Consider the following 24,683-nt stretch of genomic DNA (forward strand, 5'->3'; position numbering starts at 1 on the left):
TGGCTGTCCCCGTTCCCCCGGGCACAGCCGTCCGCCCGATCAGAGGACCACCACGCCATGGCCATCAATCCGCCGGAAGGGATCGCCGACTTCCTCGGCTTCGTATCGGGCATGGAATGGCCCGAGGCGGACGAGGACCTCATGCGGCGGGTGTCGGAGCACTACGGCTCCATCGCGCGGGACCTGGAGACGCTGTCCGGGTACGTCGTGGAACTCATTCCGATCGTCAAGAACGACTTCGACGGCGAGGCGGCCAACTCGTTCCTGATGGCCATGAACGACCTGACGGGCCAGACGGCGGGCGCGAACCAGCTGGAGCAGACGGCAGACCTGTCCCGTCAGCTGTCCGAGGTGGCGCTGAAGGTCGCCAACCAGGTCGAGTACACGAAGATCATGGCGATCCTCCAGCTCGTGCAGCTGCTGGCCGAGATCCTGTTCGCCACGCTCTTCTCGGTGTTCACCTTCGGCTCGGTGTGGGGCCCCGTGTCGGCCATGTTCGCGGCGACCCGCGAGGGCATCCACCACCTCTTCCGGTGGCTGCTCCAGACCATCCTCAGCCAGACGTTCATCGGCATCGCCGGCGGGATCTTCCAGGACACGGTGATCCAGCTCTACCAGCTCGGCGCGGGCCACACCACGAGCTGGAACACGGAATCGCTGATCGACTCCATCAAGCAGGGCGCCCTGACCGGTCTGGTCGGCGGCCCGCTGGAGGTCGTCTTCCACTACGGCGGCAAGCTGCTCGGCAGGCTCCTGGGCGGCAGGACCCCCGGCTCGATCATCAGCAAGCGGCTCGACGACGTACTGAACAAGGCCGACGACGGCCTGGGCAACGTCCCGAAGAACAAGACGCCGGACGTCCCGACGGACGGGGCGGGCCCGAAGTCGAAGCTCGACGACACCGCGTCCAAGACGGACAAGGAGCTGCCGCCCACGCCGGTCAACCGGACGACGGACACCGTGACGCCTCCCCCGGTGCCACCGAAGACCGCCACCGAAGGGGTCACGCCGCCGCCCGCCACCCGGCCCAAGCCGGACACCGCGACCGCCCCCGGCCGGGCGAAGCCGGAAGCGCCGGGCGGCGCCGCGGCCAAGGACAAGCCGAACGCACCCACGACGGGCGGGAAGGACGCTCCCGCCGTGGGCACGAAGGACGTTCCGGCCACGGGCAAGCCGGAGACCGTCGGCGGCAAGGACGTCCCCGGCGCGGGCAAGTCCGCTACCGCAGACGCACCGACGACCGGCTCCAAGTCCTCCGGCTCATCGGCGGCGGGCCGCACCGCGGGCGACACCGAGAACCCGCTGGACGGTCTGCTCGCCACCAAGGAAGCGCGCTCGGACTTCGCCAAGGACGTCGGCGAACTCCTCGGCGGCGTCACCCGCCAGCTGGAGACCGGGTTCCTGCGGTTCGGCGAGGGCACCATCGCGAACGCGTTCGCCGACAAGATGGGGGACGTCTTCGCCAAGCACCTCGCGCACAAGGGCGCCGAAGCGGCGGGCAGGGAGTTCGGCGAGATGCTGGCCCGCAAGTGGGTCCGCCTCGGTGCGGACCACGCCGAACTGCCCGGACTCCTCACCAAGGCGATGGGCGAGCTGGGGCAGCTGGCGCCGCTCAAGAACCTCGCCGACGCGATGCCGGACCTGTTCGCCCGCTCCGAGCACAGCAACGCCCTGGCCCGCATCTTCAAGCAGGAGAACCCCCTGCAGGGCAGCCCGATGTACCAGCTCGGCGGAGCCGTCGCGTCGCTCCTCAGCGAGGGCACGCACGAGATGCTGAGCGAGGGGTTCTACAACCTGTTCTTCGGGGACGGTACGTTCAAGGTCACCGCCGGTCCGTTCGCCGCCGGCGTGGCCATGGGCGCGCTGAGCCACGGCCTGCACCGCATGTTCGAGCCGGTCATGATCAAGTACCAGAACTGGATCCTGAGCCACCAGTACGCCGAGAACACCGACGACAACAAGTACTTCGGACTGCTGCATCCCCTGAACATCGCCTCCTTCGTGGCGAACATGACGGGCAGCTCGGCACCGTGGCCGGTGCCCCGCCCCACGTCGGACACACCGGACCCGAACTTCGCGCGCGATATGAAGGACATGGTGAAGTGGGTCTTCTCCAACCCCTTCACCGGCACCCCCTTCTTCGCGGACGCCCCCCATCAGCCGGACGTCAAGGTCGAGAGCGACGGTGACGGCGCTGCCAAGCCGCTGGACGTCGACCTCGGGCCGTCGTTCGCCGACGAGATCGCCGATGACCCGCTGTTCCGGACCGAATCCGACGGCGACACGTCCACGGACGGGGGCACGACGAAGGACGGCGGCAAGGAGGAGGGCCCGGACACGGAGACGGTCTCCGCGCCTTCCCGGGCCACCGTCTCATCCGACCTCTCCTCCCTGCTGGGCGACGACGCGGAGGGCCGGACCTCGAACCGGACGGATGAGGACCGGCCGACGGACCAGGACCGGCCGACGGCTCACACCGTGACCCAGAGCAGTGGCGACCAGTTCGCCGCACCCGTGCCGAAGGCCGCCGAGGACTCGACGGAGGCCCGCGCCGGAGTGCCCGGCGCCAAGCCCCACCCGCTCCAAGCCGACGCGGACAAGGCTGCCGCCGAAGGACTCGACTACCTCCTCTTCGACGTCGAGGACGCCGGCACGCCCGCCGGCGACGCCGCCGCGCAGCATCCGGCAGTCGTCGGCGACGCCGGCCCCACGCCCACGGTCGGCGACGACGACAACGGCGCCACCCCGCCCCACGGCCCCGTACGGGACATCCCCTCCGGCGTCTCCGTCGGCGCCCTCACCCCCGCCCAGAACACCGCCCTCCACGCCCTGCCCAAGCGCCCCGGCGTCTTCGTCGTCGGCATGCACACCGACCCCCACACCCCCCACGACCCCGCGACCGTCCTCAAGGCCCTCACCGACGCCCACGACCGCGGCAACCTCGACGGCATCACCGAGATCCAGTTCACCGCCTGCAACCTCGCCTCACCCGTCCACGAAGCCACCGTCAAGACCGTCATGAGCGGCCTGTGGAAGCACCGCGCCGGCGACGTGCCGCCTCCGGGCCCCCTCAAGGCCGTCGCCGCCAACGCCCCCGTCTGGTACGTCCCCGGCGGCCGTCTCGTCACCGCCGCCGACATCTCCGTCGCCCCTGACGGCAAACTGTCCGTCCGCCGCGACGACGCCGCCTGGTACGAGTACGCCGACTCCGGCGCGCCCGACCACACCCCCGATCTCACCACCACCCGCGCCGATGACCTGCGCGTCCCCCTCATGCCGGGCAGCGGGGCGATCGTCACGTTCGGAAGCGGCGGGGCGACCGCGGGCCCCCTGTCACAGCACCTTCCGCAGGAGCACTGGGGACTGCTGTTGTCCGATCTCCGCTGGTCGGGCGTGCTCGAAGAGGTGGCGGACCGCGGGCAGGACCCGGGCGGCGACTGGCACACGATGAACGCGGACGCGTACCGGAAGCTGCTGGCCCGGGTGCCGGACTCCGACAGGGCCGGCTTGTCCGACGACGACATCACGGAAGCGTTCGACAACTACGGCACCGATGTCTCCTCCGCCGGAGACGACCGGGGCCGCCTGGAAGCCATCGCCGGCCTGCTCAAGGGGCTCCAGGGGGACACAGCGGACGGGTCGCTCACCCCGGTCACCGAGATCCTGGTCCAGCGCCTGCTCCTCGACCAGGGATTCCCCCCGGCGCGGTTGTCCCCCGAGGCCCGCACCACGGAGTTCTGGCGGAATCCTGTCCTCGGAGTGCTCGCGGGCGAGCTGGCCCTCGGCATGGCCGACCTCCCCCTCGCCACGCCCCACCCCTCGCCCGTCCCGGACACGACCACCGCCCCGCCGGCACCGTTGCCGCCCGAGGACGCCTTGCCGGGGTTGCTGGCCGACCCCGACGAGAACATGACGGGCGTACTCCGCGACCTCCTGGACGGAGCACACACCCCGGGCAGCGCCTGGCACACGCTCAACGCCGATGTCTACCTGGCCCTGCTCGGCCGGATCGAAGGGACCGAACAGAAGCCGCCCGAGCAGGGCGCGCGGTCCCAGCTCGACGCCGTCTTCGCGAAGTACGAGACGGACCTGGCCGCGTCGACCGGGCGCATGAAGCAGCTCGAAGTCGTCGCCGACGCGGTCCTGGCGCTCCACCAGGTCACCGGGCTCACGACGTCCACGCAGAGCGCGCTCACCGCCCACACCCGCTTCGTGGTTCCGCGCATGCTCCTGGACCTCGGCATCACCCCGGTGCCTCTGCCGGGCAAGCTCCATGGCGAGAACGCGTGGAAGAAACCCAGGATTCCTTCCGCGAAGGCCACGCGACTCCGGCAGTTCGCGACCGACGTGGCCATGGCCACCGTGGCGTCGAGCCGCGAGTGGTCCCGGTCGGTCGCACCCGCGGACGGCCGGGCCGGCGACGCCGCGCGGACGGGCGACCCGAACCCCGGCGACGGCCAGGACACGACCACGGGCCGACGGGCCGGAGGCGATGTCCCGCCGACCGGTACCGGCGCGTCCACGACCGCCGACGGGCCCGCTGCCGGACAGGGCGACGTGACGCGGGACGGATCGGCGCGCGGCGGGAACGAGGACGAGGCGGACGGTCCGAAGGACTGGCGGGCGGAGCTGGACGCCCTCGGCACACGTACGCGGGAGGACACCACCGCCTATCTGGAGCTGCCGGACGCCCCGGTCCGGCTGGTGGGCCTCGCGGACCGGCACTTGCGCACCCGGGACGAGCCGTACGCCACGCTCACCAGGGAACTCCCGCCGAACACGACGCACTGGCTGGCGGTGCGGATCCCCCCCGGGCGCGCCGTCGACACGGGCGACGGGCGGCTGCTGGTCGGCAAGGACCATCTGGCCGCCGTCACCGTCACCGGTCCGGCCGACCAGGTCGACGCGATCCAGCGGTTCCAGCAGGGCCTGCACACCCCGGACAGCCCGTACGCCAGTGGGGCGCGGCCGCTGCCCCTGACCGTGCTGACGCGCGTCGGGCAGGCGCTGCACGCCAACCCGGACCGCACCGAGCACCATGCGATCGTCCGGGCGGCGACCCGCATCGCGTACGCGGAGGCCTCGCGCGCCGCCGAGCGTCCCCTGGGCGAGTACCTCGCCCAGTTGCCGGACGTCCAGAAGCAGGTGCGCAAGCTGGTCGAGGTCCTCTGGGACAAGACTGCCCCCGAGGACCGCCACAAGCTGGGCAGTCCGGGGGGCAGCGGAAGCGGCTCCGTCGGCACCAATACGGAGACCCTGCGGCAGGTCGTCGAGAAGGGGAACATCCGCGAGCGGATGCACCTGCTCGTCACCGCGGTTCACAGCACGGACCTCGCCCGCCCGTTGGGCCTGGCCAAGAAGAGGCCCGCGATCCTGGAGCGGGAGTGGGGCCCGGGGATCCAGCAGGACGCCGATGTCGTGCAGCTCATCGAGCAGGACCGGCAGCGGCTCCTGCAGACCCGGCCCGAGGGTCCCGAGCGGGACGCGCTCGTCGCCTCTCTGGAGCTGCGCCGGCGGACCGAGCTCGCGCCGGACGAGGTGGTGCCGCCGCTCAGCGACCGCGAGCGCGCGCACGCGCTGGACGGTGACCGGCTGACCTGGGAGCCCGGCGAGCGCCACCGCCAGATCGCGCTCAAGACCGAGAGTCAGGTGACGGCGGAGGGAACCGGCGGTCTGATGAGCGCCGGTACGTCCAACACCACGTACTTCACCCTGGCGTTCGTCCACGCCATGGCCACGAAGTGGGAGGTGCCGGTCGACTACCAACTGGTGCGGTCGGCCCTGCTCGCGGACATGCTTCCGATCGGCCACCACACCTTCCACGAGATCATGACGGCGGCCGACGCCTTCGAGAAGGACGTCCTGTCCGGGGAGGACCACACCGACGTGCTCGGGTACACCGACGACTGGAGCAGGTTCCGGTCGCTCGCGCCACTGCCCGAGGCGTCGCTCCGGTCGGCCATGCCCGGCGGGAGGTTCCCGGACGAGGTCGCCCTAGGGCTCGAAGCCGGTGAGACGGTGCTGGTGGACCCACGGGACCGGGCCGACGCCCCCCTGCAGCCCTCGCCGCGCAATGCGCGCACGCTCGACGACAGCGACCTGGCCGTGCTGCTGGCCGGGACTCCCGGGCTGAACGACCGTACGGCCCGACTGATGCGGGAGGCGCTCGGCGAGGGAACCGGCATCGGTGACTGGCGGCGGTTGCACGCCGACTCCTACCTGGAGCTGCGGCGCCGCATCGAGCAGCCGGACGACGCCGGACCGGACGACCAGATCGGTGTGCGGGACGAGCTCACCTCGATCATGGAGCGGTTCTACCTTCTCGACCCGGACGACGCCGACTCCGAATCCCTCCCCGCCCCCGACCCCGTCCGGGACGGCCTCGACACCGCCTTCGACCGCTACTACGACGTGCTGTCCACGGATCCGGGCGACCGGGTGCGGCTGACGGCACTCGTCGATCTCGTCAAGACGCTCCAGGGTTTCGCGGACCTTCCGGCGTCGTCACCGGGTACGGGAATCACCGCCGACGTACGGATCCTGGTCCCGCGCCTCCTGGTGGACCAGGGCTACCCGCCCGCGCTGTTGGGGGAGGACGGCCACGCCCCGGAGTTCTGGGGGCGCGACACGTCCATCGTGGTGGACGAACTGAGCGCGGGCATGGGTGAGTTCATCCGCAGGCAGCCCGTGCGCGGCATCCCCTCCGGTATCGCCGTCGGTGGGCTGAGTCCTGCCCAGGCCCGGGCGCTCGCCGCCCTTCGCCCGCAGCCGAACCGGTTCGTCGTCGGCATGCACACCGGCGACGACGGTGCGCCCCGTGCCGACCTCGTACTCACCGCACTCATCGACGCCCACGACGACGGCAGGCTCGACGGCGTCACCGAGATCCAGTTCACCGGTTGTGGTCTGGCGGCCCTCCATGACGCGACCGTCAGGGAGGTGATGAGCGGCCTGTGGAAGCACCGTGCCCAGGGGGGTGCGGGGCCCGACTCCCTCACCGCGCTCGCCGCCGACGCCCCGGTCTGGTCCGTGCCGGGGGGCACGCTCGTCACGGCGCGCCACGTCGGCGTCACCGCCGAGGGCAAGATCACCGTCAGCGGTGACGACGCGAGCTGGCACCGCTACACCGACCTCGGTACGGACGACCACACCGCCGAAAGCACCTCCACCCACCATGACGGGGCCCCGGACCACGCCGTGCGCGACGCCGGTGAGGGCACCCTCGAGCATCCCGGCGCGGTGCGGTTCGGTGACGTCGGTGAGGAGGACGACGCGTCGCTGACCGTGCTCTTCGGGCCCGGCGGCGAGCCCTCCACACCCAGAACGCTGACCCTGCGGTTCCCCGAGGGGGGCAAGAGCCTCGGCGAGGACCAGCGAGGGCAGCTCGACGACTTCGCCGCGCGGCTGCTCCCCGAGCTGGAGCGCCGGCAGCCGCCCCGCGAGGGGAAGCTCACGATCACCGTGACCGCAGGAGGCAACAACCGGATCCCCGCCAAGGCGGCGCAAGCCGCCACCGAGCGCGTGAACGGCATCGTCGACGCGCTCACCAGAAGCATCGAGAACGCGGCGGGCGGGCCGGACGCCGCTCAGAGGCTGGTGGACAAGGTCGACTTCGACCGTCGGCCGCGCGGTCTGTCGGTGAAGGAGGCCCTCACGCCGAGCGGCGCGTCGCAGGCGGAGTCGCGGCGCCGGGGCACCGTCTCCAGCGACGTACGGACACTGACGGCTTACTACGAGGAGGCGCGGGCACTCCAGCAGCTCGTCGGAGTCGACATCGACGTCTCGCGACTGGCGCTGGTCATCGGTCACGCCAAGGGCGACGGGGTTCTGCGTGACCTGGCACAAGAGCCGGACCAGCAGGTGGCGAAGGCGATCGCCGAGATCCACGAGATCGTCAAGCCCTACCGGCACCCGGTGCAGTCCGGTGCCCGGATCCCTGCCGACCGGCTGGCCGGACTCCGGGAGCTGGCGGACGCTCGTACGGCACGTCCGCTGAGTGATCTGGTGCCCTCCGTGCCCGGCTGGACGACCAGGCGGGGTCACGAGTCCCGCCCGGGGGACAACGTGCTCTTCGAGGTCCAGCCGCTGGTCGCGTGGGACGCGCGCAAGGTCCTCGGCGGGGACCGGATCGTCTTCACGCCCGGCTCGCACTACGAGGTGAAGTCGGTGACACGGGCGGCGAACGGCCGGTCCCTGGTGAAGATCCGCGAGGTTGACCCGCAGGCGGCCGTGGGCTCCGAGCGGGGCCCGTCGCGGCCGGCCGACCGGAACACCCCGGCCATCGGCGTCCCCGGCATGAGCTATCCGGGGCCGAGCCGTCCCACGGACCCGAAGCCTCGCTGGAGCAACAAGCGGTACGCGTTCGAGACGAACCACTACGTCCACCGCGGTGAGGTGGAGGTCGAGGTGGTCGACGGCGCTCCGTACGTGCGCTTCTACACCGCCGTGGTCGAGGAGGTCGCTCTGGAGATCACCCCGGGTGTGCGGGGACGGGCCACATCGGCCGAGAACCACAAGGACGTCCAGCAGGACCCCGCGACGGGACAGGTTCTCCTGTGCACCGGCCAGGGCGACACCACCATGTGGACGAGCATCGGCACTCCCGCACGGGCCGTCGCCTGGGGCATGAAGTACAGGGCGGAGCACGGCGAGGGCAAGGAGCCGCTCATTCGCTCCTACCTGGTCCCCCAGGACATCTACCACCGGATCACTGGCGCCGCCGTACACCTGGACTCGCCAGAGGGTTCCACGGACAGGAAGACCACCAACGTCGACCACTCGGCGGACCGCAACCAGTTCGGAATCCGCGGGACGGATCTCACCTTGCTCCGCGAGAACATTCTGCCGAACTCCCTCATCACCTACTACGACGGCCCGAAGAACCACCTGAGCGAGGACGAGGACCTTCCCGGCCACACCTTCCAGAAGCACGGTGAACACCTGCACGTGAACGAACTGCGCGACCGGCTCGGCATTCCCGACTCCGAGAGCCGTGAGCTGAGCGCCGAGTACAACCCCTGGATCGCCTCCGAGAAGGTCGCGGATACGCTCGACACCTACGTCAAGGGCAAGACCCATCAGAACAGCGAATCCAAGCTCAACTGGATATCCAGGAAACTGCGCCAGCACTACGTGACATGGGAGCAACTCAACCAGAAGCCCGTCGACCGGGTTCAGCACGCCCTCCAGGACGATGACATCCCGTATACCGGCCGCGAGAGGGAACTGGAGAAGTTCCTGGCGAAGCACGAGGATCTCCTCGACGTCGTCAACCCCGCGCCCGCTGAGTGGGCGGCACGGTACGGACCGGCGTCCGTCGGCCGTCTCATGCACGAGACGGTGCTGGTCTGGGCCACGCACGCGGCCATCGCCCTCGAACTGGCGCGCCAGGACAAGGCGGCCGCCGCGGACCTCAACGTCACGGCGACACCCGTGGCGCACGACTTCGCCGCCATGCGCCAGGAGCGGGCCGGAGAGGTCGCCCGGCAGATCCGGGTGGGTACGGAGCTGACCGCACTCCGGCGGGAGAACCAGCCGGTGTTCCGCATGCTCGACCTCCTGAAGGAGGAGTTCCCCGAGCTCAACCGCCGTTACGAGGTGTTCTGCGCCGCGAACGAGGAGTACACGTTCTACCAGCACGCGCAGATGGTGGCGGGCCAGTACCTGAAGCTCGTAGCCGACGAGCGGGAAGGAGCCGCGCGCCTGGTACCCGTGGACGCCGTCGTCAAGGCGATCTTCTTCCACGACATCGAGAAGCTGAACTCGAAGGCGATGTACGGCGACGGGAAGGACGTACACGACAACGAACCCGAGCACCGTGGCGCCGTCGAGCTCATGAGCCGCTACCGGCACCTCTGGGGCGACATGGAAGAGGAAGAGGTCCGTTTCGCGTTCAAGGCCTCTCTGCTGATGGTCGACTCCGACCCGCTGGGCTTCTACTACCGCGGAAAGACCGACCACAAGGACACGTTCCAGTGGATCGCCGAGGCAGCCCTCAAACTCACCGGGAAGCCGGTGATGACGACGGAGGGAGCCAGGCGTCGTCTCGTGGACCTGGGGGACACGGAACTGAAGGCCGTCCGGCAGCTGTTCCACGAGTTCCACCAGTACTACCAGGCCGACCTCTCCTCCTATACGAGCTACAGCGTTTACCACGACGAAGGCGAACGCAGGGCCGGAAAGCCTTCCTTCAACAAGTACTTCGAACCGCCCTCGAACAGTCCTGACGACGGCGGAGGGTCCACGCCGGGACGCGGCCCGAAGCTGGCCGGAGAACCTGTGTCCGTGGATCCGGCGGACGGTGATTTCCCGGCGTACCGCAGGTTCCTGCTCGTCGACAAGACCGACGGAAACGAAAGGTTCGGGTACGAGACGAAATACCGCGAGCTGGCCGCGATGTTCGCCGACAACGCCACCGCGAAGAGGCACTTCGAGGAGATCGGGACATCGCGCCTGCGTACCGAGGCCGGAAGGCTGGGTGACACGTACAACGCGCGGCAGGAACAACCGGAGCCCGTCGCGCAGGAGAGCGATGAGGACGACGAGGACATGTTCGGCGCTCTGGGCTTCGGGGGCGCCGGGGGCCACGGCTCCCCGGCGTCCCCGCACGCCGCCCCCGCCCCGGCCCCCGCCTCCCTCCAGAACTCCGCCGACCGGGTCGACGAGCTCGTCGTGGCCCTCACGCGGTCACGGCAGGAGAACGACACCCGCCACCTCATCGACCCCGCCACCGCCCCCGCCGAGGCGGAGCGGGTGCGCAGTGCCATCGGGCGGTTCCCGCGTGACGAGCGGTTCTTCACGCTCGCGAGCCATGTCGTGGGGTCCGACGGGGCGCCCACCTGGCGCGGGCAGCGGGTCACCGCCGGCGAACTCGGCGCCGTGCTGTCCCGGCTCGCCGACGACGGTGTCTGGGACACGGCCAAGCCACTGCAGTTCGCCGCCTGCGGTGCCGGCGGTGAACTGGAGCGTTCGTACGCCGCCGGCACCCTGCGCGCGCTCCGGGAGCTGCGGCCCGACCTGCCCCTGACCGCCTACGCGCCCCGGTCCGCCCTGTGGTTCGTGCCCCGGGTGACCGGCCCGTTCGCCACCGACGTCACGGGCCCCGGTCACACGACCGTCGCGCGGAAGGTCGTCTGGGACGCGGACGGCAGGCCGCGCGTCGAGCCCGACCACTGGGTCCGCCTCACCCTCCCGGTGGGCGAGGACGCCGTGGTCGAGGCCACGGTCCTCGGCGCGCACATGCCGCCCGACGGCCAACTGCCACCGGACGCCGTTCCCGAGACGGTCCCCGCCCCCGACGGGTACCTCATCGCCCAGGACGACGGTGCCGGGAACCTCCCCGACTCCGTGCCGTTCAGAACGCCCACACCTCTCACGGACCAGGATCCGCAGGCCCCGCCGTCCGCCCCCTACCGCCTCGACGACTACGAAGCGGGCGGAACGACATGGCACACCTGGGCCGGCGAGACGCGCGTGGAGGTCGTCGCGGACGAAGCCGATCCCATCGCGCGCGCCCTCAACGGCACATCCGGCGACGCCGCGTCCTTCCCCCTGTACCGGCCGGTGCGCCCCGTCGAGTCGGTTCAGCGGCCCGCCCTCCAGGTGTCCGCGGACCACCGGTTCGCGCTGCCGGACCACGGGGGCCCGGTCAGGGAGTTCTACGCCACGCCGGACGCCGTCCAGGAGGCGCGAACCGACCCGGCCGCCACCGGCGGGATACGGCTGGCCGTCGACCCCGAGTCGTATGTCCGCTTCACGCGCGACGGCGTGGAGCACACCCTGCACCGGTTCACTGTCCAGGGCGCCCCCGCCGCCGGCTCCGTGACCCCGGTGCTGGCGGGTGATCCCCAGGGCCACCACCTCACCCTGCGGGACGGTGCACGGGCCGGTCAGCGGGACGCCGACATGCTGCGCGCCGTGGAGGCCAACCTCGCGCACTACGGCAGTCGGCTGAATGCGATCGCGTCCGAGTTGGAGCGGTCCGACCCCGAGCGCATGAACGGGCCGACCGTGCTGGCGCGTGCGCTGGCCGACCTGTGGCGCGCACGGGAGGAAGGGGGCGACCCCGGTGCCTCGGCACGAGCCGAGGCGGTGCGCGCGTTCGCCGCCGCAGCCGGGGAGGGGTACGGGTCCCCGGACGACGACTGGTACGTGCACTTCGGTACGGGGGCCGTCCTCACGCTGCCGACCGTGGACTGGTCGTTCTGACCGGACCGGGCCGCACGGGAGCTGAACCGTGTCCGGTGTTCCGTACGTTCCTCCGGGGGCGTGCGGCCGCCGGGCCGCCCCGATCCCAAGACAGGACCTCGCCATGACCGACCCGGAGTTCCAGCTCGCCTCCGTCTTCGACCACGCCGGTCCGGAGACTGGGCCGGGTTTCGCCGTGGACCACCCGGTGATCGAGGACCCGGAGCTCCGCGCCCTGCTGGTGGAGCGGCTGAACGCCGGGACGCCCGTACTGATGACACCGGTTCTGACGGACGACGTGCTGGACCCCACCCGGGTCGCGGAGGTGCCGGTCAACTTCCGTACGGACGGGCAGTGGGTGTGGACGGACACCGTCACGTACTACCTGGAGCAGTACGCGCTCGCTCCCGAACCGGGACTGCTCGCGCACCTGGACAGCCCCGGCTACGCGGCCCCGGGCCCCCTCGGCCAGGACGTCGTCGAGCGCGCCGCCGCCTTCGTTCTGACCCCGGCGCCGGAGGGGACGCAGATCCTCCCCCTGAGCTGACCGGGCCCGGTGAACCGCGGGACACCACCGGACCGTTCGTACTTGTCGCGGAGGGTCCGCGAAGACCGAGGGGAGTCATGGGTGGACAACGACGAAGCGCGGACCGCACGGACCGCATCGGCCATCAGCCTGCCGACGGTCGCCTGGCAGGCGGCGGGCGAAGAGCCGGCCGGGGGCGCCACGGCGCCGGAGCCGGGGCCCGGCGCGGCGCACACAGGAGCCCGGTCCGATCCGGGGACCGCCCCCGCCCGCACCGGGCCGGAGGCGGTCTCCGAGCCGGAGACCGCCGGCGTCACCGTCGGCGGCGCCACCCAGGCCCTCCCCGACCGCACCGGGGCCACCACCCCCGGTTCCTCCGGAACCGCCGCCCCCGACGGCGAGGCCGAGGCCGCCGGGCAGGACACGCCGGCCAGCGGCCGCGAGGGCGAACAGCAGGCGGCACCCGACGTGGAGAGCCTCGCCGCGGCGGCGACCACCGCCGCGACCCCTCGCGCCGGCTCCCGCCCCGCCAAACGCCTTTCGAAGCCGCTGATCGCGGCGGCGGCCACCTCGGGCGTCGTCCTGATGGGCGTACCCCTGCTGTTCTCGCAGCTCGGCGGCGGCTCGGGGCCCTCTCCCGTACCTCCGCGCCCCGCCGGTTACAGCCAGGCCGACGGAGGCTCCGACGGCTTCGTACCGGGGATCGACGCGCCGGAGAAGGGTTCCTCGCTGCCCGGTGCCGCCGCACCGGGAGCCGCGGGCGACGGACGGGAAGGCAGTCCCGGCACCGCCAACATGCCCCTGCCCAAGTCCGCCGCCGGCCTCGGCGCCGGGACGGGCGTGGGCAGCGGCGCCGACGGCTCCACACCCACTTCCAGTCATTCCCCCGGAACCCAGCCCAGCGCGGCTCCCGGCGAGGAGCAGAAGACCGTCAGCGAGCGGGAGGCCGTCAGCACGCCCGGCAAGGCCGCGGCTCCCCCGGCGAAGAACCAGTACGCGGCCGTGGCGGGCCCGGGCTGTGCGGGCTCGGGCGCGAGTTTCGACTACAACGGCTGGTACACGGACGGCAAGGAGGGCTGGCGACGGTACGGCTCCGGCGGCTACTCCGGCTCGGGCTGCGACGGCGGCTTCTACTCACTGCCGATGTCCGGCAGCGCGAGCAAGGACGCCGGGAACTCCCTGCGTTGGACGTTCCGTACCGGCTCGGTCACCTCCGGCACCTGCCAGGTCTCGGTGCACATCCCGAGCAACAGCGACATCAAGGCGGTCGGCGGCAAGCCGTCGTACTACACCGTGCACGCCGGTGCGACGGGGAACGAGCCGATCCTGCGCTCCTTCACCGTCAACCAGACCTCCCAGCAGGGTCGATGGATCAGCGCGGGCAGCGTCACCATCACCCACGGCCAGCTGACGGTGAAGCTCCACGACCGGGGGCTCGACTGGTCCGGCTCGCAGAAGACCTACGCCCACCACGCGGGCGACGCCGCCCGGGTCGAGTGCACCGCTTCCTGAAGCGGTCCGTCCATCCGCGGCCACCGGCCCACGACGAAGGGAACATCCACGCATGTCGCGCCATGTGCTGACCGTGAGCGCCGAGGCGCAGAGCGACCGCCCGTCCGGTTCCGGCGGCCACTACCGCACGATCGGGGCAGCCCTGGAGGTGGCGCGCAGCGGCTCGGTGATCTCGGTGCGTCCGGGCCGGTACGAGGAGAACCTGGTCGTCACGAAGATGGTGACGATCACCGCCGAGGAGCCGCGCGGAAGCGTGCGGATCGTGCCGCCCCGGGGGACGGTAGTGCAGGTGGTGGCCGAGGCAGTGCAGCTGACGGGGCTGGTGCTGCAGGGGCAGGACGACGAACTGCCGGTCGTCGACGTGCCGCGCGGTCAGGCGGCGCTCCAGGACTGCGAGGTGGTGGGCAATGCCTGGGCGGCCGTACTCACCCGCCAGCAGGGTTCGCTGGCGATGCGCGGCTGCCGGGTGACCAACCCCGGTGGCGCGGGGATCGTGGAAACGTCCACCGGCACCAGTGTGATCGACGGCTGTGTCGTGGAGCACTTGGGCACCTCGGCGGTGGTCATCGGCGAGCGGGCCAATCCGACGTTCCGCAACTGCGTGCTGCGCGACGCCCGGGGCAACGGGGTGTGCGCCAACGGCGAGGGCCGGGGGCTGATCGAGGACTGCGAGATCTCGGCCACCGACAAGCCCGCCATCGCCCTGGAGCAGAACAGCGCCACCCGGGTGCTGCGGACCTCGGTGCGGGACTGTCTGCTGGGCGTGTTCATCAGTTCCAAGGAACGGGTGGTCCTGGAGGAGTGCTCGGTGTCCGGTACGAAGGTGCACGGCATCGCGCTCGCCGAGGGCACCGACCCGGCGCTGCGCCGCTGCCGCACCTCGCGCACGAAGGGCAATGGCATCCACGTCACGGGCCGTTCGCGCGGCTCCTTCGAGGATTGCGAGGTCACCGCGGCCGAGGGCAGCGGCATCTGGGTGGAGGAGACATCGGGGCCGTCGTTCAAGCGCTGCTCGGTGCGGAACGCGAAGGGGGCCGGGGTCCAGCTGACCGGGGACAGCACGCCGGACTTCGACCGGCTGGAGGTGCGCGACGGCGCGGGGGCGGGGGTGCGCGTGCTGGAGGGTGCGAACCCGATGCTGCGGCGGGTGACCGTGTCGGACGTCGCCGGACCCGGCGTGGAGGTGACCCGCAACGGCCGTGGCCGCCTGGAGGGCTCGGAGATCTCCGCCACCGGCCAGGCCGGGGTGCGGATCGCCGACGGAGGCAACGCGTACGTCGGCAACACCGTGGTCCGGGAGACCGGTGGCGTCGCGGTGTCGATCGGCGGGGGCGGGGTGGCCACGCTGCGGGACTGTGACGTCACCGGCTCGCCGCAGGAGGGCGTGCTGGTCGAGGACGGCGGGGAGCTGACCGCGACCCGCACCCGCGCGCGGTCCTGCCGCCGCTACGGCTTCCGGGTCGCGGCGGGCGGCCGGGCCACGCTCAGCCAGTGCGAGGCGGTGGACAACACGGCCGACGGCATCCGCGTCGACTCCACGGAGGCGGTACGGGTGCACGACTGCACGGTCTCCGGCAACCGGGGTTCGGGGCTGCGCCAGCTCAAGCCGTCGGTCCGGCTGGCGGTGGAGAACCTGACGAGCGTGGAGAACGAACTGCCGGACTCCTACGGCGAGATCGCCGCCTCGGCCCTCGGGACGGGGGGCGAAGTGGGCGGGAGGCGCCGGGACGAGAGCGGTGAAGGCACGAAGGGCGGCCCCTCCGGTGAGGTCATGGACCTGCCGGCGCCCGCCGCGCCGCGCCGGCAGGACGGGCCGCTGGAGGCGCTGCACACGCTGGTCGGCCTGGACGGGGTGAAGGAGCAGGTCGCCACCCTGGTCAACCTCAACAAGCTGGCCAGGCGCCGGGAGTTGGCGGGCATGCCCGCGCTCCCGATGAGCCGCCACCTGGTCTTCGCGGGTCCGCCGGGAACCGGCAAGACGACCGTGGCCCGGCTCTACGGCTCGATCCTCGCCGAGCTGGACGTACTCCCGTCGGGGCATCTCGTCGAGGTGGCCCGCGCGGACCTGGTGGCGTCGATCATCGGTGGTACGGCGATCAAGACGACGGAGGTGTTCCAGAAGGCGCTCGGCGGCGTGCTGTTCGTCGACGAGGCGTACACGCTGTCGCAGGGCACCGGTGGCAGCGGGCCGGACTTCGGCCAGGAGGCCATCGACACGCTGGTCAAGTTGATGGAGGACCACCGCGACGAGGTCGTGGTGATCGTCGCCGGGTACTCGGAGGAGATGCGGGGCTTCCTCGACTCCAACCCCGGGCTCGCGTCCCGGTTCAGCCGCACGGTGGAGTTCGAGAACTACTCGGACGACGAGCTGACCACGATCGTGGCGATGTCCGCGGCGTCCCACGGATACGAGCTCGCCGCAGGCACCCGCGAGGCGCTGTCGCTGCGCTTCCAGGGCGTGGCCAAGGGCGCCGACTTCGGCAACGGCCGGGCCGCGCGCAAGGTCTTCGAGGAGATGGTGGACCGGCAGGCCTCACGGCTGGCCGCGCTGTCCGAAATCCGCAACACCGACCTGGCGCTGCTCACACCCGAGGACGTGGGGCTGACGGCCGCCGCGGCCACGGGCAGTGAGCCCGCGGAGCGCAAGACGGAACTGCTCGACGAGTTGCGCGCGATGATCGGCCTGCCCGCCGCCAAGGAGCAGGTCGAGGACCTGGTCAACCTGATCAAACAGGTCAACCGGCGCAAGGAGGCCGGACTCCCGACGGCCAGTATCAGCCACCACCTGGTGTTCTCGGGCCCGCCCGGCACCGGCAAGACGACGGTGGCCCGTCTGTACGGCCAGTTGCTCGCCGAGCTCGGCGTGCTGCCGGGCGGCCAGCTGATCGAGACGGCACGGGCGGACCTGGTGGGCCGGTTCGTGGGGCACACCGCGCAGCTGACGAAGGAGGCCTTCGACCGGGCGCGGGGCGGTGTCCTGTTCATCGACGAGGCATACACGCTGACGCCGCGCGGCGGCACGGGCAACGACTTCGGTCAGGAAGCCGTCGACACCCTGATGAAGCTGATGGAGGACCACCGCGACGAGGTCGTGGTCATCGTCGCCGGCTACGCCGACGAGATGCAAGGCTTCCTGGATTCCAACCCGGGCCTGGCGTCCCGGTTCTCGCGGTCCGTCGCCTTCGGGCACTACACGGACGAGGAACTGGTACGGATCGTCGAGGTGCTGTCCGACAAGGCCGGATACGTGTGCCCGCCCGAGACCCTGTCCGCGCTCACGGAGCTGTTCTCGGCGGTGCCCCGCGACCGCAGCTTCGGCAACGGCCGCTTCGCCCGCCAGACCCTGGAGTCGTTGATCACCCGGCAGGCCGGGCGGCTCAGCACACTCGACGTCGACGACGTGGCCGAGCTGAGCCTGCTGCTGCCGCAGGACGTGCCCTGGGACCGGGTGCCGGGCGGTGACGCGTGAGCCGGGGCGCACGAAGAGGTGCGGCGGTCCTCGCGACGGCCCTGCTGTGCGGGGCCCTGGTCCTGCATCCGGGGAGCGCGACGGCCGCGCCCGGTCCGGACGGCGGGCCTGGGGCCCGGGCGGCGGTCAGGGCAGCTCCGGGTACGGATCCCGCCTCGCTGCCCGCCATCACGCAGCAGCTCTCCGACGACACGTGCCGCAAGGCATCGGACCGCGTGGTCACCGGTTTGCCGTGGCCCCAGGCCCGACTGCGTCCGGACCTGGTCTGGCCGCTGTCCGAAGGGGCCGGGGTGACGGTGGCCGTGGTGGGCTCGGGTGTGGACGACGCCGCCGGGCTGCTGGGCGACCGGCTGAAGCGGGCACCGCGCCAGTTCGACGGCGGCCCGGCCACGGACTGCGCCGGGCACGGCACCTTCACGGCCGGTCTGATCGCGGCGGCCCGTACCCCGGGGGTGGGGTTCGCGGGGCTCGCGCCCCGCGCGCGGATCCTCGACGTCCCGGTCACCGACCGGCGCGGGAACACCACGCCCGACCTCCTCGCCAAGGGCATCCGGGTGGCGGTCGAGGGCGGCGCCCGGGTCATCGCCGCGGTGGCGGTGGCCGGCGCGGACAGCCCGGCTCTGTCGAGCGCCGTACAGTACGCGCTCTCCGAGGGCGCGGTCGTGATCGCCCCGGCCGCCCCGGACGGGGGGAACAGCGGCGCGTCCTACCCGGCGGCCCACCCGCGGGTGCTGTCGGTGGCGGGGACCGGCCCCAGCGGGGAGGCTCCCCGACAGGGCCCCCAGGGCGGCCAGGGCGGCCGGGTGGACCTGACGGCGCCGGGCGAGGCGGTGATGGGCCCCGGGCCGGGGGGCAAGGGGAAGTTCACGGCGTCCGGGCCGAGTTACGCGGCCGCTTTGGTGGCCGGGACCGCGGCTCTGATCCTCGGCTACCACCCGGACCTGAGCGCCGAGGCGCTCGTACACCGGCTGCGCGCCACCACGTCGGGGCCGGGCGGACGTGTGCCGGACCCGGCGCGGGGCTACGGGCCCGTCGACCCGGTGGCCGCCGTCACCGCCGTGCTCTCCGAGGAGCTGCGCGGTGCCGCGTCCCGGAGTTCCCGGGCGCCGGCGCCCGGCGTGGTGATGCCGCCCGGTCCCGGCTCGTCCGCCGCGGGTCCCGCCTGGTGGGTGTCGGCCGTTTCCCTGGCGGTGCTGGCGGGGGTGGCGGGTGCCTCCGCCGTGGTGCCGCGAGGGCGGCGACGGGGTTGGCGACCGTGCGGCTACCGGGCACCGGCGCCGGAGGAGAACCGCAGATCAGAACCGTTTCAGAGACAGGCGAGCGACGCGTTAGCGCGCAGGGCGCTCCCAGGGGCGGATCATTAGCGACGCGTTAGTCAAGGTTGCGAGTGTCTCCCCATACGACCCCGGCGAGCATGGAGCCGGCGGTCGGTTGGTACCGCCGTCGACCGCCGCAGAGCCGTCGACGGCGCAGCGCGGGAGGAACAGCCGGGGTGGGAACGCAAAGGCACAGCGCCGACAGCGCGACGGACGACACGGTCCGTGACGGGGTGGAGCCGGACACCCGCGCGGAAGCGCGGCCCAGACCCGTCATGGACCGCGACACCCTGGCGGAGTTCCACCGGCTCCACGCCTCCGCCCTGTTCCGCGCGTTGCTCCGCCTGACCAGCGGGGACCGGGGCAAGGCCGAGGACATGCTCCAGGAGACCTTCCTGCGCGCCTGGCAGAACCCGCAGGCGCTGACCCGCGGCCCGGAGCACGGCCGCCCCTGGCTCTTCACCGTCGCCCGCCGGATCGCCATCGACCACTTCCGGGCGCAGTCCGCCCGGGCGAAGGAGCTGGGTGACGAGACGCCGGAGGAGCGCGCGACCTCGGACGACCCGTACGAGGAGGTCCTGGCGGCGCACGCCATCGGCGACGCGCTCGCCGAACTGGCTCCGCACCACCGGGAGGTGCTGGTGGAGCTGCACCTCAACGACCGCTCGACCGCCGACGCGGCCGCGGTGCTCGGGATCCCGCCGGGCACCGTCAAGTCCCGCAACTTCTATGCCGTACGGGCACTGCGCCCCGTACTGGAACAGCGCGGCCTCGCCCCGGTGTGACCGCGCGGCCCGCGCCCGCCTGAACCGGATGCGCCTGTCAGGCCGTTCCTCCGGACGACCGACGAGAGGGGACCGCCAGGTGGGCACCGTCGTAGCCAGAAACGACATGGACGAACCCGGGCACTGGACGGACGCCCCCGACTACAGCCCGGAGCAGTGGCGCGCGGGGCGGGGCGGGGGGCCGCCGACCGTGCCGCACGCGGACGACGACGGCGCTCCATGCGCCGGTGCGGCGCGTGGAGAGGGCGCGCGGGGTGACGGAGCCGTACCCGCGCGACCCGTACCGACGGGCCCGGGCGAAGCCGCGAACGCGGCCGCCGCCCCGGCGGTGGCGGCCTGGGAGCCGGACGCCGACCACCCGGTGCGGCGGCCGGAGCCGGGGCGCGAGCAGCCGGCGGAGATCACGGACCCGGGCCCGCCGGATCCGGCCGGCCTCGCGGAGCCGGCCGAAGCCTCGGCGCCGCGAGCGGAACCCACCGCCCCGGTCCCGGCCGAAGCGCCCCCGCAGACGGTCTCCCCCCTGTCCCCGGCCGCGCCGGCGGCGCTCTCCACGGAACCGACACCAGCCGTGCGCCCGGCACAGACCCCGGTGGCCGCCGAGACGCCGTCACGGCGTCTCGGCCGGGCCGCGGACCGGGAGCTGTCCGGTGAGCGTCTGGTGCGCCGCACCTCCCGCGAGCGGTTCCGGATCGGCCCGCGCCGGGCACCGGGCAACGTCTCCGAAGCCCTCTACACCCCGCTGCGGCGCAGCCACCGGATCGCGGTGATCAGCCTGAAGGGCGGGGTCGGCAAGACCACCACCACCCTGGCCCTGGGCGCGGTGCTGGCGCGCGAGCGGGCCGACCGGGTCGTCGCCGTGGACGCGAACCCGGACTCGGGCACCCTGGGCCGTCGCGTCGCGCGGCAGTCCGGCGCCACCGTGCGCGACCTGGTGACCGCGATCCCCCACCTGCGCACCTACATGGACATCCGGGCGTTCACCTCCCAGGCGCCCAGCGGCCTGGAGGTCATCGCGAACGACTCGGACCCGGCGGTCTCGCAGACGTTCGACGACCAGGACTACCGGCAGGTCGTCGAACTGCTCAGCGGCCAGTACCCGATCGTGCTCACCGACTCCGGTACCGGCATGCTGCACGACACCATGCGCGGGATCCTGGACCTGTCGGACCAGCTGGTCGTCACGGCCACGCCGAGCGTGGACGGCGCGAGCAGTGCGAGCATCACCTTCGACTGGTTGGCCGCCCACGGCTACGAGGAGAAGGCGCGGGACGCGGTGACCGTCGTCTCCGGCGTGCGGTCGTCAGCGGAACGGCTGCTCCGGGTCGACGAGATCGTCGCCCACTTCCGGCAGCGCTGCCGGGCCGTGGTGACCGTTCCGTACGACCCCCACCTGGCCCGTGGCTGCGAGGTCGACCCCGAGTGGATGCGCGGCCGGACCCGGGCCGCGTACTACGAACTCGCGTCGCTGGTGGCGCAGGAGTTCGGCCGCGTCTGACGCCTTCCCGCCCCCGACCGCAAGCGACTTCCCCCGACCCGAGAACACTGGAGGACACCCATGGCCTGGTACGAGGGCCCCTGCCGGATCACCGTCATAGGCGTCGACGCCGACTGGCCGCAGCGCGCGGTGGTCGCGGTGTCCGGCTCACGGGGAGTGCGGATCGAGATCCCGGGCGAGGTCGGGGCGGTCCGGCACGTGGACGCGCCGAGCTGGCACCTGGAGGTGGAGCACCGGTACGAGGGCAGGTGGCGTCCCAACGTCCGGGCCGTCAGGAGCCGTTGGGAGACGGTGGACGGAGTCCCCACGCAGACGGTCACCAGCAAGGACGTGGACTGGCCACAGGGCAACCAGCACGAACGCAATCTGGTGCTGCGCCTGGAACGGATCGGCGAGGGGGCCGAGCGCACGCACGAACTGGTCGAGGGTGTTCCGTCATGGACAGCGATGCGGTCGACGTCGGCCACGCCGGCTCTCGCCCGCTTCGCGACGGGCGGCCCCGCCCACTCCCCCACCCAGTGCTCGTCGGGCGGCTCCGTCTTCAGCAGCCCGCCCGCCGCCTCTCCGGCCCGCACGGCCTCCGACGGCCCGACTTCGACGAGCAGCAGCAGCCCCTGGTGAGTCAGGGGGCGGAGGCTGGACGCCGACCGGCCCCGACCGGAGTCACTCCTGGCTCAGCCGCACCGTGTCTCCCGTCGGTCCGCCCGCGAGGACGTCGATGCGCACGCCGGTCACGGGGTCGGTGAAGCTCTGTCCGGGTGCGTACGCGGCCAGGTCCAGCGGGGTGCAGCCGGTGGGCGGGGTCGTGGTCGGGTTCGCGTTCATGATCCGCACCGGGCCCTCGCCGGTCCGGGCGGCGGAGTCGACCTTGTAGACGAGGACGCCGGTGGAACAGGCGGCCGCGTCGTTGCCCTGGGCGCGGCGGGATTCCGCCACGTATGCCGTCGTCTCACCGGTCCGCAGCACGGCGATCTTGGTTCCGCCGGGCCGTTCCACCGGGGTCAGCCGCACGGTCCGGCGACCGGACACGGGCAGGCAGGCGACCTGGTCGTCGCGGGTCCAGCCGAGCTTCCAGGAATGCCAGCCGAGGTATTGCGGGGCGTGGCCGGCGATGTCGCCCATGACATCCCAGCCGCCGACGTACTGGTGGGTGGCGCCGGTGAACGCATACAGGTCGGGCAGCCCGAAGGTATGGCCGGTCTCGTGGGCGGCGACCTTGTGGCCCCAGCGCCACATGTCCTGTCCGAAGGTGACGGCCCATTTGAGGCGGGTGCCGTCGGCGGTGATTCCGGGCGTCGCCGGGTCGTAGAGGTAGGTCGGGGAGAAGGGGATGGCGGTCGCGGTCCTGGCGGGGACGACGTAGACCGTGTCGTAGCGGGAGAAGTCCGCGTAGGGGTCGGCGGCCGTGATCGCGTCGCGGAGGTACTTCTCGTGGGCCTCGAAGGTGAGGCCGCGCGCGAAACCGTAGGAGGTGGACTCGGCGGGCATCCGGATCCACCGGTGCAGTGGGGTGTTGTCCAGTCGCAGACGGCCGTAGCTCGCGCGGCCCAGCCAGCCGGCGGCCGGGGCGAGGTGGGCGGCGTACGGCTCGGTGGAGTCGGTGGCCGGGGCGTCGGGGAAGTCCACGTACAGGGTCAGGACGCGGCGGGTTCCGGTGGCGGGCTGGAACTGGGTCCGGTCGGTGTCGTGGCCCTCGTCCGTCCAGCCGGTCCGGCCTGAGAGGGCGCAGCCGGCGGCGGGGGCGGGCGAGCCGGGGGCAGCGGCCGCGGTGGGGACGGACAGGCAGGAGATGAGGGCGATGGCCGCGGCGAGCGGCCGCAGGCGGTGGAGCGCGTTGGTCATGTCTTCCCGTCGGAGGCAGGTTGCGGGGGTACGAGGGAGGGACGAGGGAGGGAGGGAGCTGCGCGGGTCCTACGCGCGATCCGCGGCCAGGTCGATCAGGCGGGACAGCACGCGGCCGCCGGAGGCGGTGACGCCGTCGTGCTCCCATTCGTTGGTGACCCATACCCGGGTGGTGCCGACCTCGCGCGCGGTGCGCAGGGAGAGCCCGGCGTCCACGTACATGTCGTCGTGGTAGACGAGTGCGGCGAGCGGGACCCGGTTGGCGGCGAGGCGGCGAGGGTCGTACAGCGGTGGCCAGTCGGGGCGTCCGGCGAGCACATCGGCGGCGTCGGCGAAGGGGCGCAGGCCCTTGATCTCTCGGAACATCCAGGGGTAGATCATCTCTCCGGTGAGCAGGAGGGGGTCGGCGTCCTCGGCGAACTCGGGGAAGGCCGCCAAGGCCCTGGACGCCGCCCAGCCCGTCGGCGCCGCGCCCTGGCCGTACAGGGTCTCCTGCATGACGGCGAAGAGCGGGTTGTCGGTGAAGCCGGTCAGTGTCATCACCTGGTGCAGGAAGGTGTCGGTCAGCTTCGCTTCCTCATCGAGGGATTCGTCGAGAAGCCAGTGGATCCGCTCGAAGCCGTCACCCATGCCGAGGGCGAGGCCGAGCGTGCGCAGGCGGTGGGGGGTGAGCCGGTCTCCGTCGGGCAGGCGCACATCGGTGACGGCCAGGAGGCCGGCGATGTCCCGCAGCCGGGCGGCGTCGTCGGGGTAGCGTGCGTAGAAGTCGAGGACGCGGTCCCGCACCCGGGGGTAGGTGCGGGCGTAGACGTCGTCGGCGGTGGCCGAGAGGCCGGGCAGGCCACCGGTCACGTAGCACGCCCGCAGACCTTCGGGGGCCTGGGAGAGATAGGTGAGGGTGATGAAGCCGCCGTAACTCTGGCCGAGGGTCTCCCAGGGCTCGTCGCCGCACAGCTGCCGGCGGATCAGTTCGGCGTCCGCGACGATCGAGTCGGCGCGGAAGTGGCCGAGGTGGTCGGCCAGCCGGGCCGGCGAGTCGAAGCGGGAGGCCGCCCGGGCGGTAACGGGGGTGGAGCGGCCCGTGCCGCGCTGATCGAGGAGGAGGACCCGGTGGGTCTTGAGGGCCTGGGGCAGCCAGCCGGGTGAACCGAAGGACGGCCTGGGCGACTTGCCGCCGGGTCCGCCCTGCAAATACAGCAGCCAGGGCAGTTGCTGTCGCCGACCTGCTTGGTGCGCGTCGGTGACCTCCCGGGCGAAGATCTGGATGGTCGGACCGTGCGGGGCCGCATGGTCCAGGGGAACGGTGAAGACGTGGTCGACGGTCGCGTACGCAGGGTTCATGGGTCCCTTTCGCGGCCGCATGGCGTCGGGCCGCATTGTGACGTGACATTGCACGTCAGCATGCCGCGGCCAACGGTGGCTGCGGAGCCCCCACTTACCCATAACTCCGCGCTATGGAGGCGCGACAATTGTGGGTGCCATTTCACATAACTATGTTATCGGTCACATTCCAGCCTCCTCAGGCTGCCCGACTGTTCACGGAGTGACCACT

Annotated in this window: 10 protein-coding genes; 8 read left to right on the top strand and 2 right to left on the bottom strand. The window is 72.1% G+C overall.

The window, feature by feature from the left end; all coding sequences use genetic code 11:
- Nucleotides 1-57: 57 nt before the first annotated feature.
- The 8 genes from ACZ51S_RS05675 (at nt 58) to ACZ51S_RS05710 (ending at nt 21,910) form a co-directional block, all read left to right on the top strand.
- Nucleotides 58-12,207, top strand: a complete 12,150-nt coding sequence (locus ACZ51S_RS05675) for a WXG100-like domain-containing protein (protein ID WP_468959836.1) — start codon at nt 58-60, stop codon at nt 12,205-12,207.
- Between the two features lie 103 nt (nt 12,208-12,310).
- Complete coding sequence (locus ACZ51S_RS05680) at nt 12,311-12,733, top strand: hypothetical protein (protein WP_468802622.1); 423 nt, start codon at nt 12,311-12,313, stop codon at nt 12,731-12,733.
- Between the two features lie 81 nt (nt 12,734-12,814).
- The gene (locus ACZ51S_RS05685) at nt 12,815-14,224 is read left to right on the top strand and encodes a hypothetical protein (RefSeq protein ID WP_468959838.1); all 1,410 of its coding nucleotides are present in this window, start codon (nt 12,815-12,817) and stop codon (nt 14,222-14,224) included.
- Between the two features lie 52 nt (nt 14,225-14,276).
- Entirely contained in the window at nt 14,277-17,693 is a 3,417-nt protein-coding gene (locus ACZ51S_RS05690) for a right-handed parallel beta-helix repeat-containing protein (RefSeq protein ID WP_468959840.1), read from the top strand.
- Nucleotides 17,690-19,057: a S8 family serine peptidase gene (locus ACZ51S_RS05695; protein ID WP_468959841.1), complete on the top strand. Its 1,368-nt coding sequence runs from the start codon at nt 17,690-17,692 to the stop codon at nt 19,055-19,057. Before ACZ51S_RS05690 ends, ACZ51S_RS05695 begins: the two co-directional genes overlap by 4 nt.
- A 128-nt stretch (nt 19,058-19,185) precedes the next feature.
- Entirely contained in the window at nt 19,186-19,794 is a 609-nt protein-coding gene (locus ACZ51S_RS05700) for a sigma-70 family RNA polymerase sigma factor (protein ID WP_468474727.1), read from the top strand.
- A 106-nt stretch (nt 19,795-19,900) separates the two neighbouring features.
- A complete protein-coding gene (locus tag ACZ51S_RS05705; protein WP_468959843.1) occupies nt 19,901-21,289 on the top strand; it encodes a MinD/ParA family ATP-binding protein in 1,389 nt (462 codons plus the stop codon).
- Between the two features lie 60 nt (nt 21,290-21,349).
- Nucleotides 21,350-21,910 (top strand): hypothetical protein, encoded by a 561-nt coding sequence (locus ACZ51S_RS05710; RefSeq protein ID WP_468474725.1) that lies wholly within the window; start codon nt 21,350-21,352, stop codon nt 21,908-21,910.
- Between the two features lie 42 nt (nt 21,911-21,952).
- Here ACZ51S_RS05710 and ACZ51S_RS05715 read toward each other — a convergent pair whose 3' ends face one another.
- Entirely contained in the window at nt 21,953-23,131 is a 1,179-nt protein-coding gene (locus ACZ51S_RS05715) for a M6 family metalloprotease domain-containing protein (RefSeq protein WP_468959846.1), read from the bottom strand.
- Nucleotides 23,132-23,200: 69 nt separating this feature from the next.
- Nucleotides 23,201-24,472 carry an alpha/beta fold hydrolase gene (locus ACZ51S_RS05720; RefSeq protein ID WP_468474723.1) on the bottom strand — a complete coding sequence of 424 codons (1,272 nt, stop codon included), beginning with the start codon at nt 24,470-24,472 and terminating at the stop codon, nt 23,201-23,203.
- Nucleotides 24,473-24,683: the final 211 nt, after the last annotated feature.

The organism is Streptomyces sp. NPDC034043 (assembly GCF_055575675.1).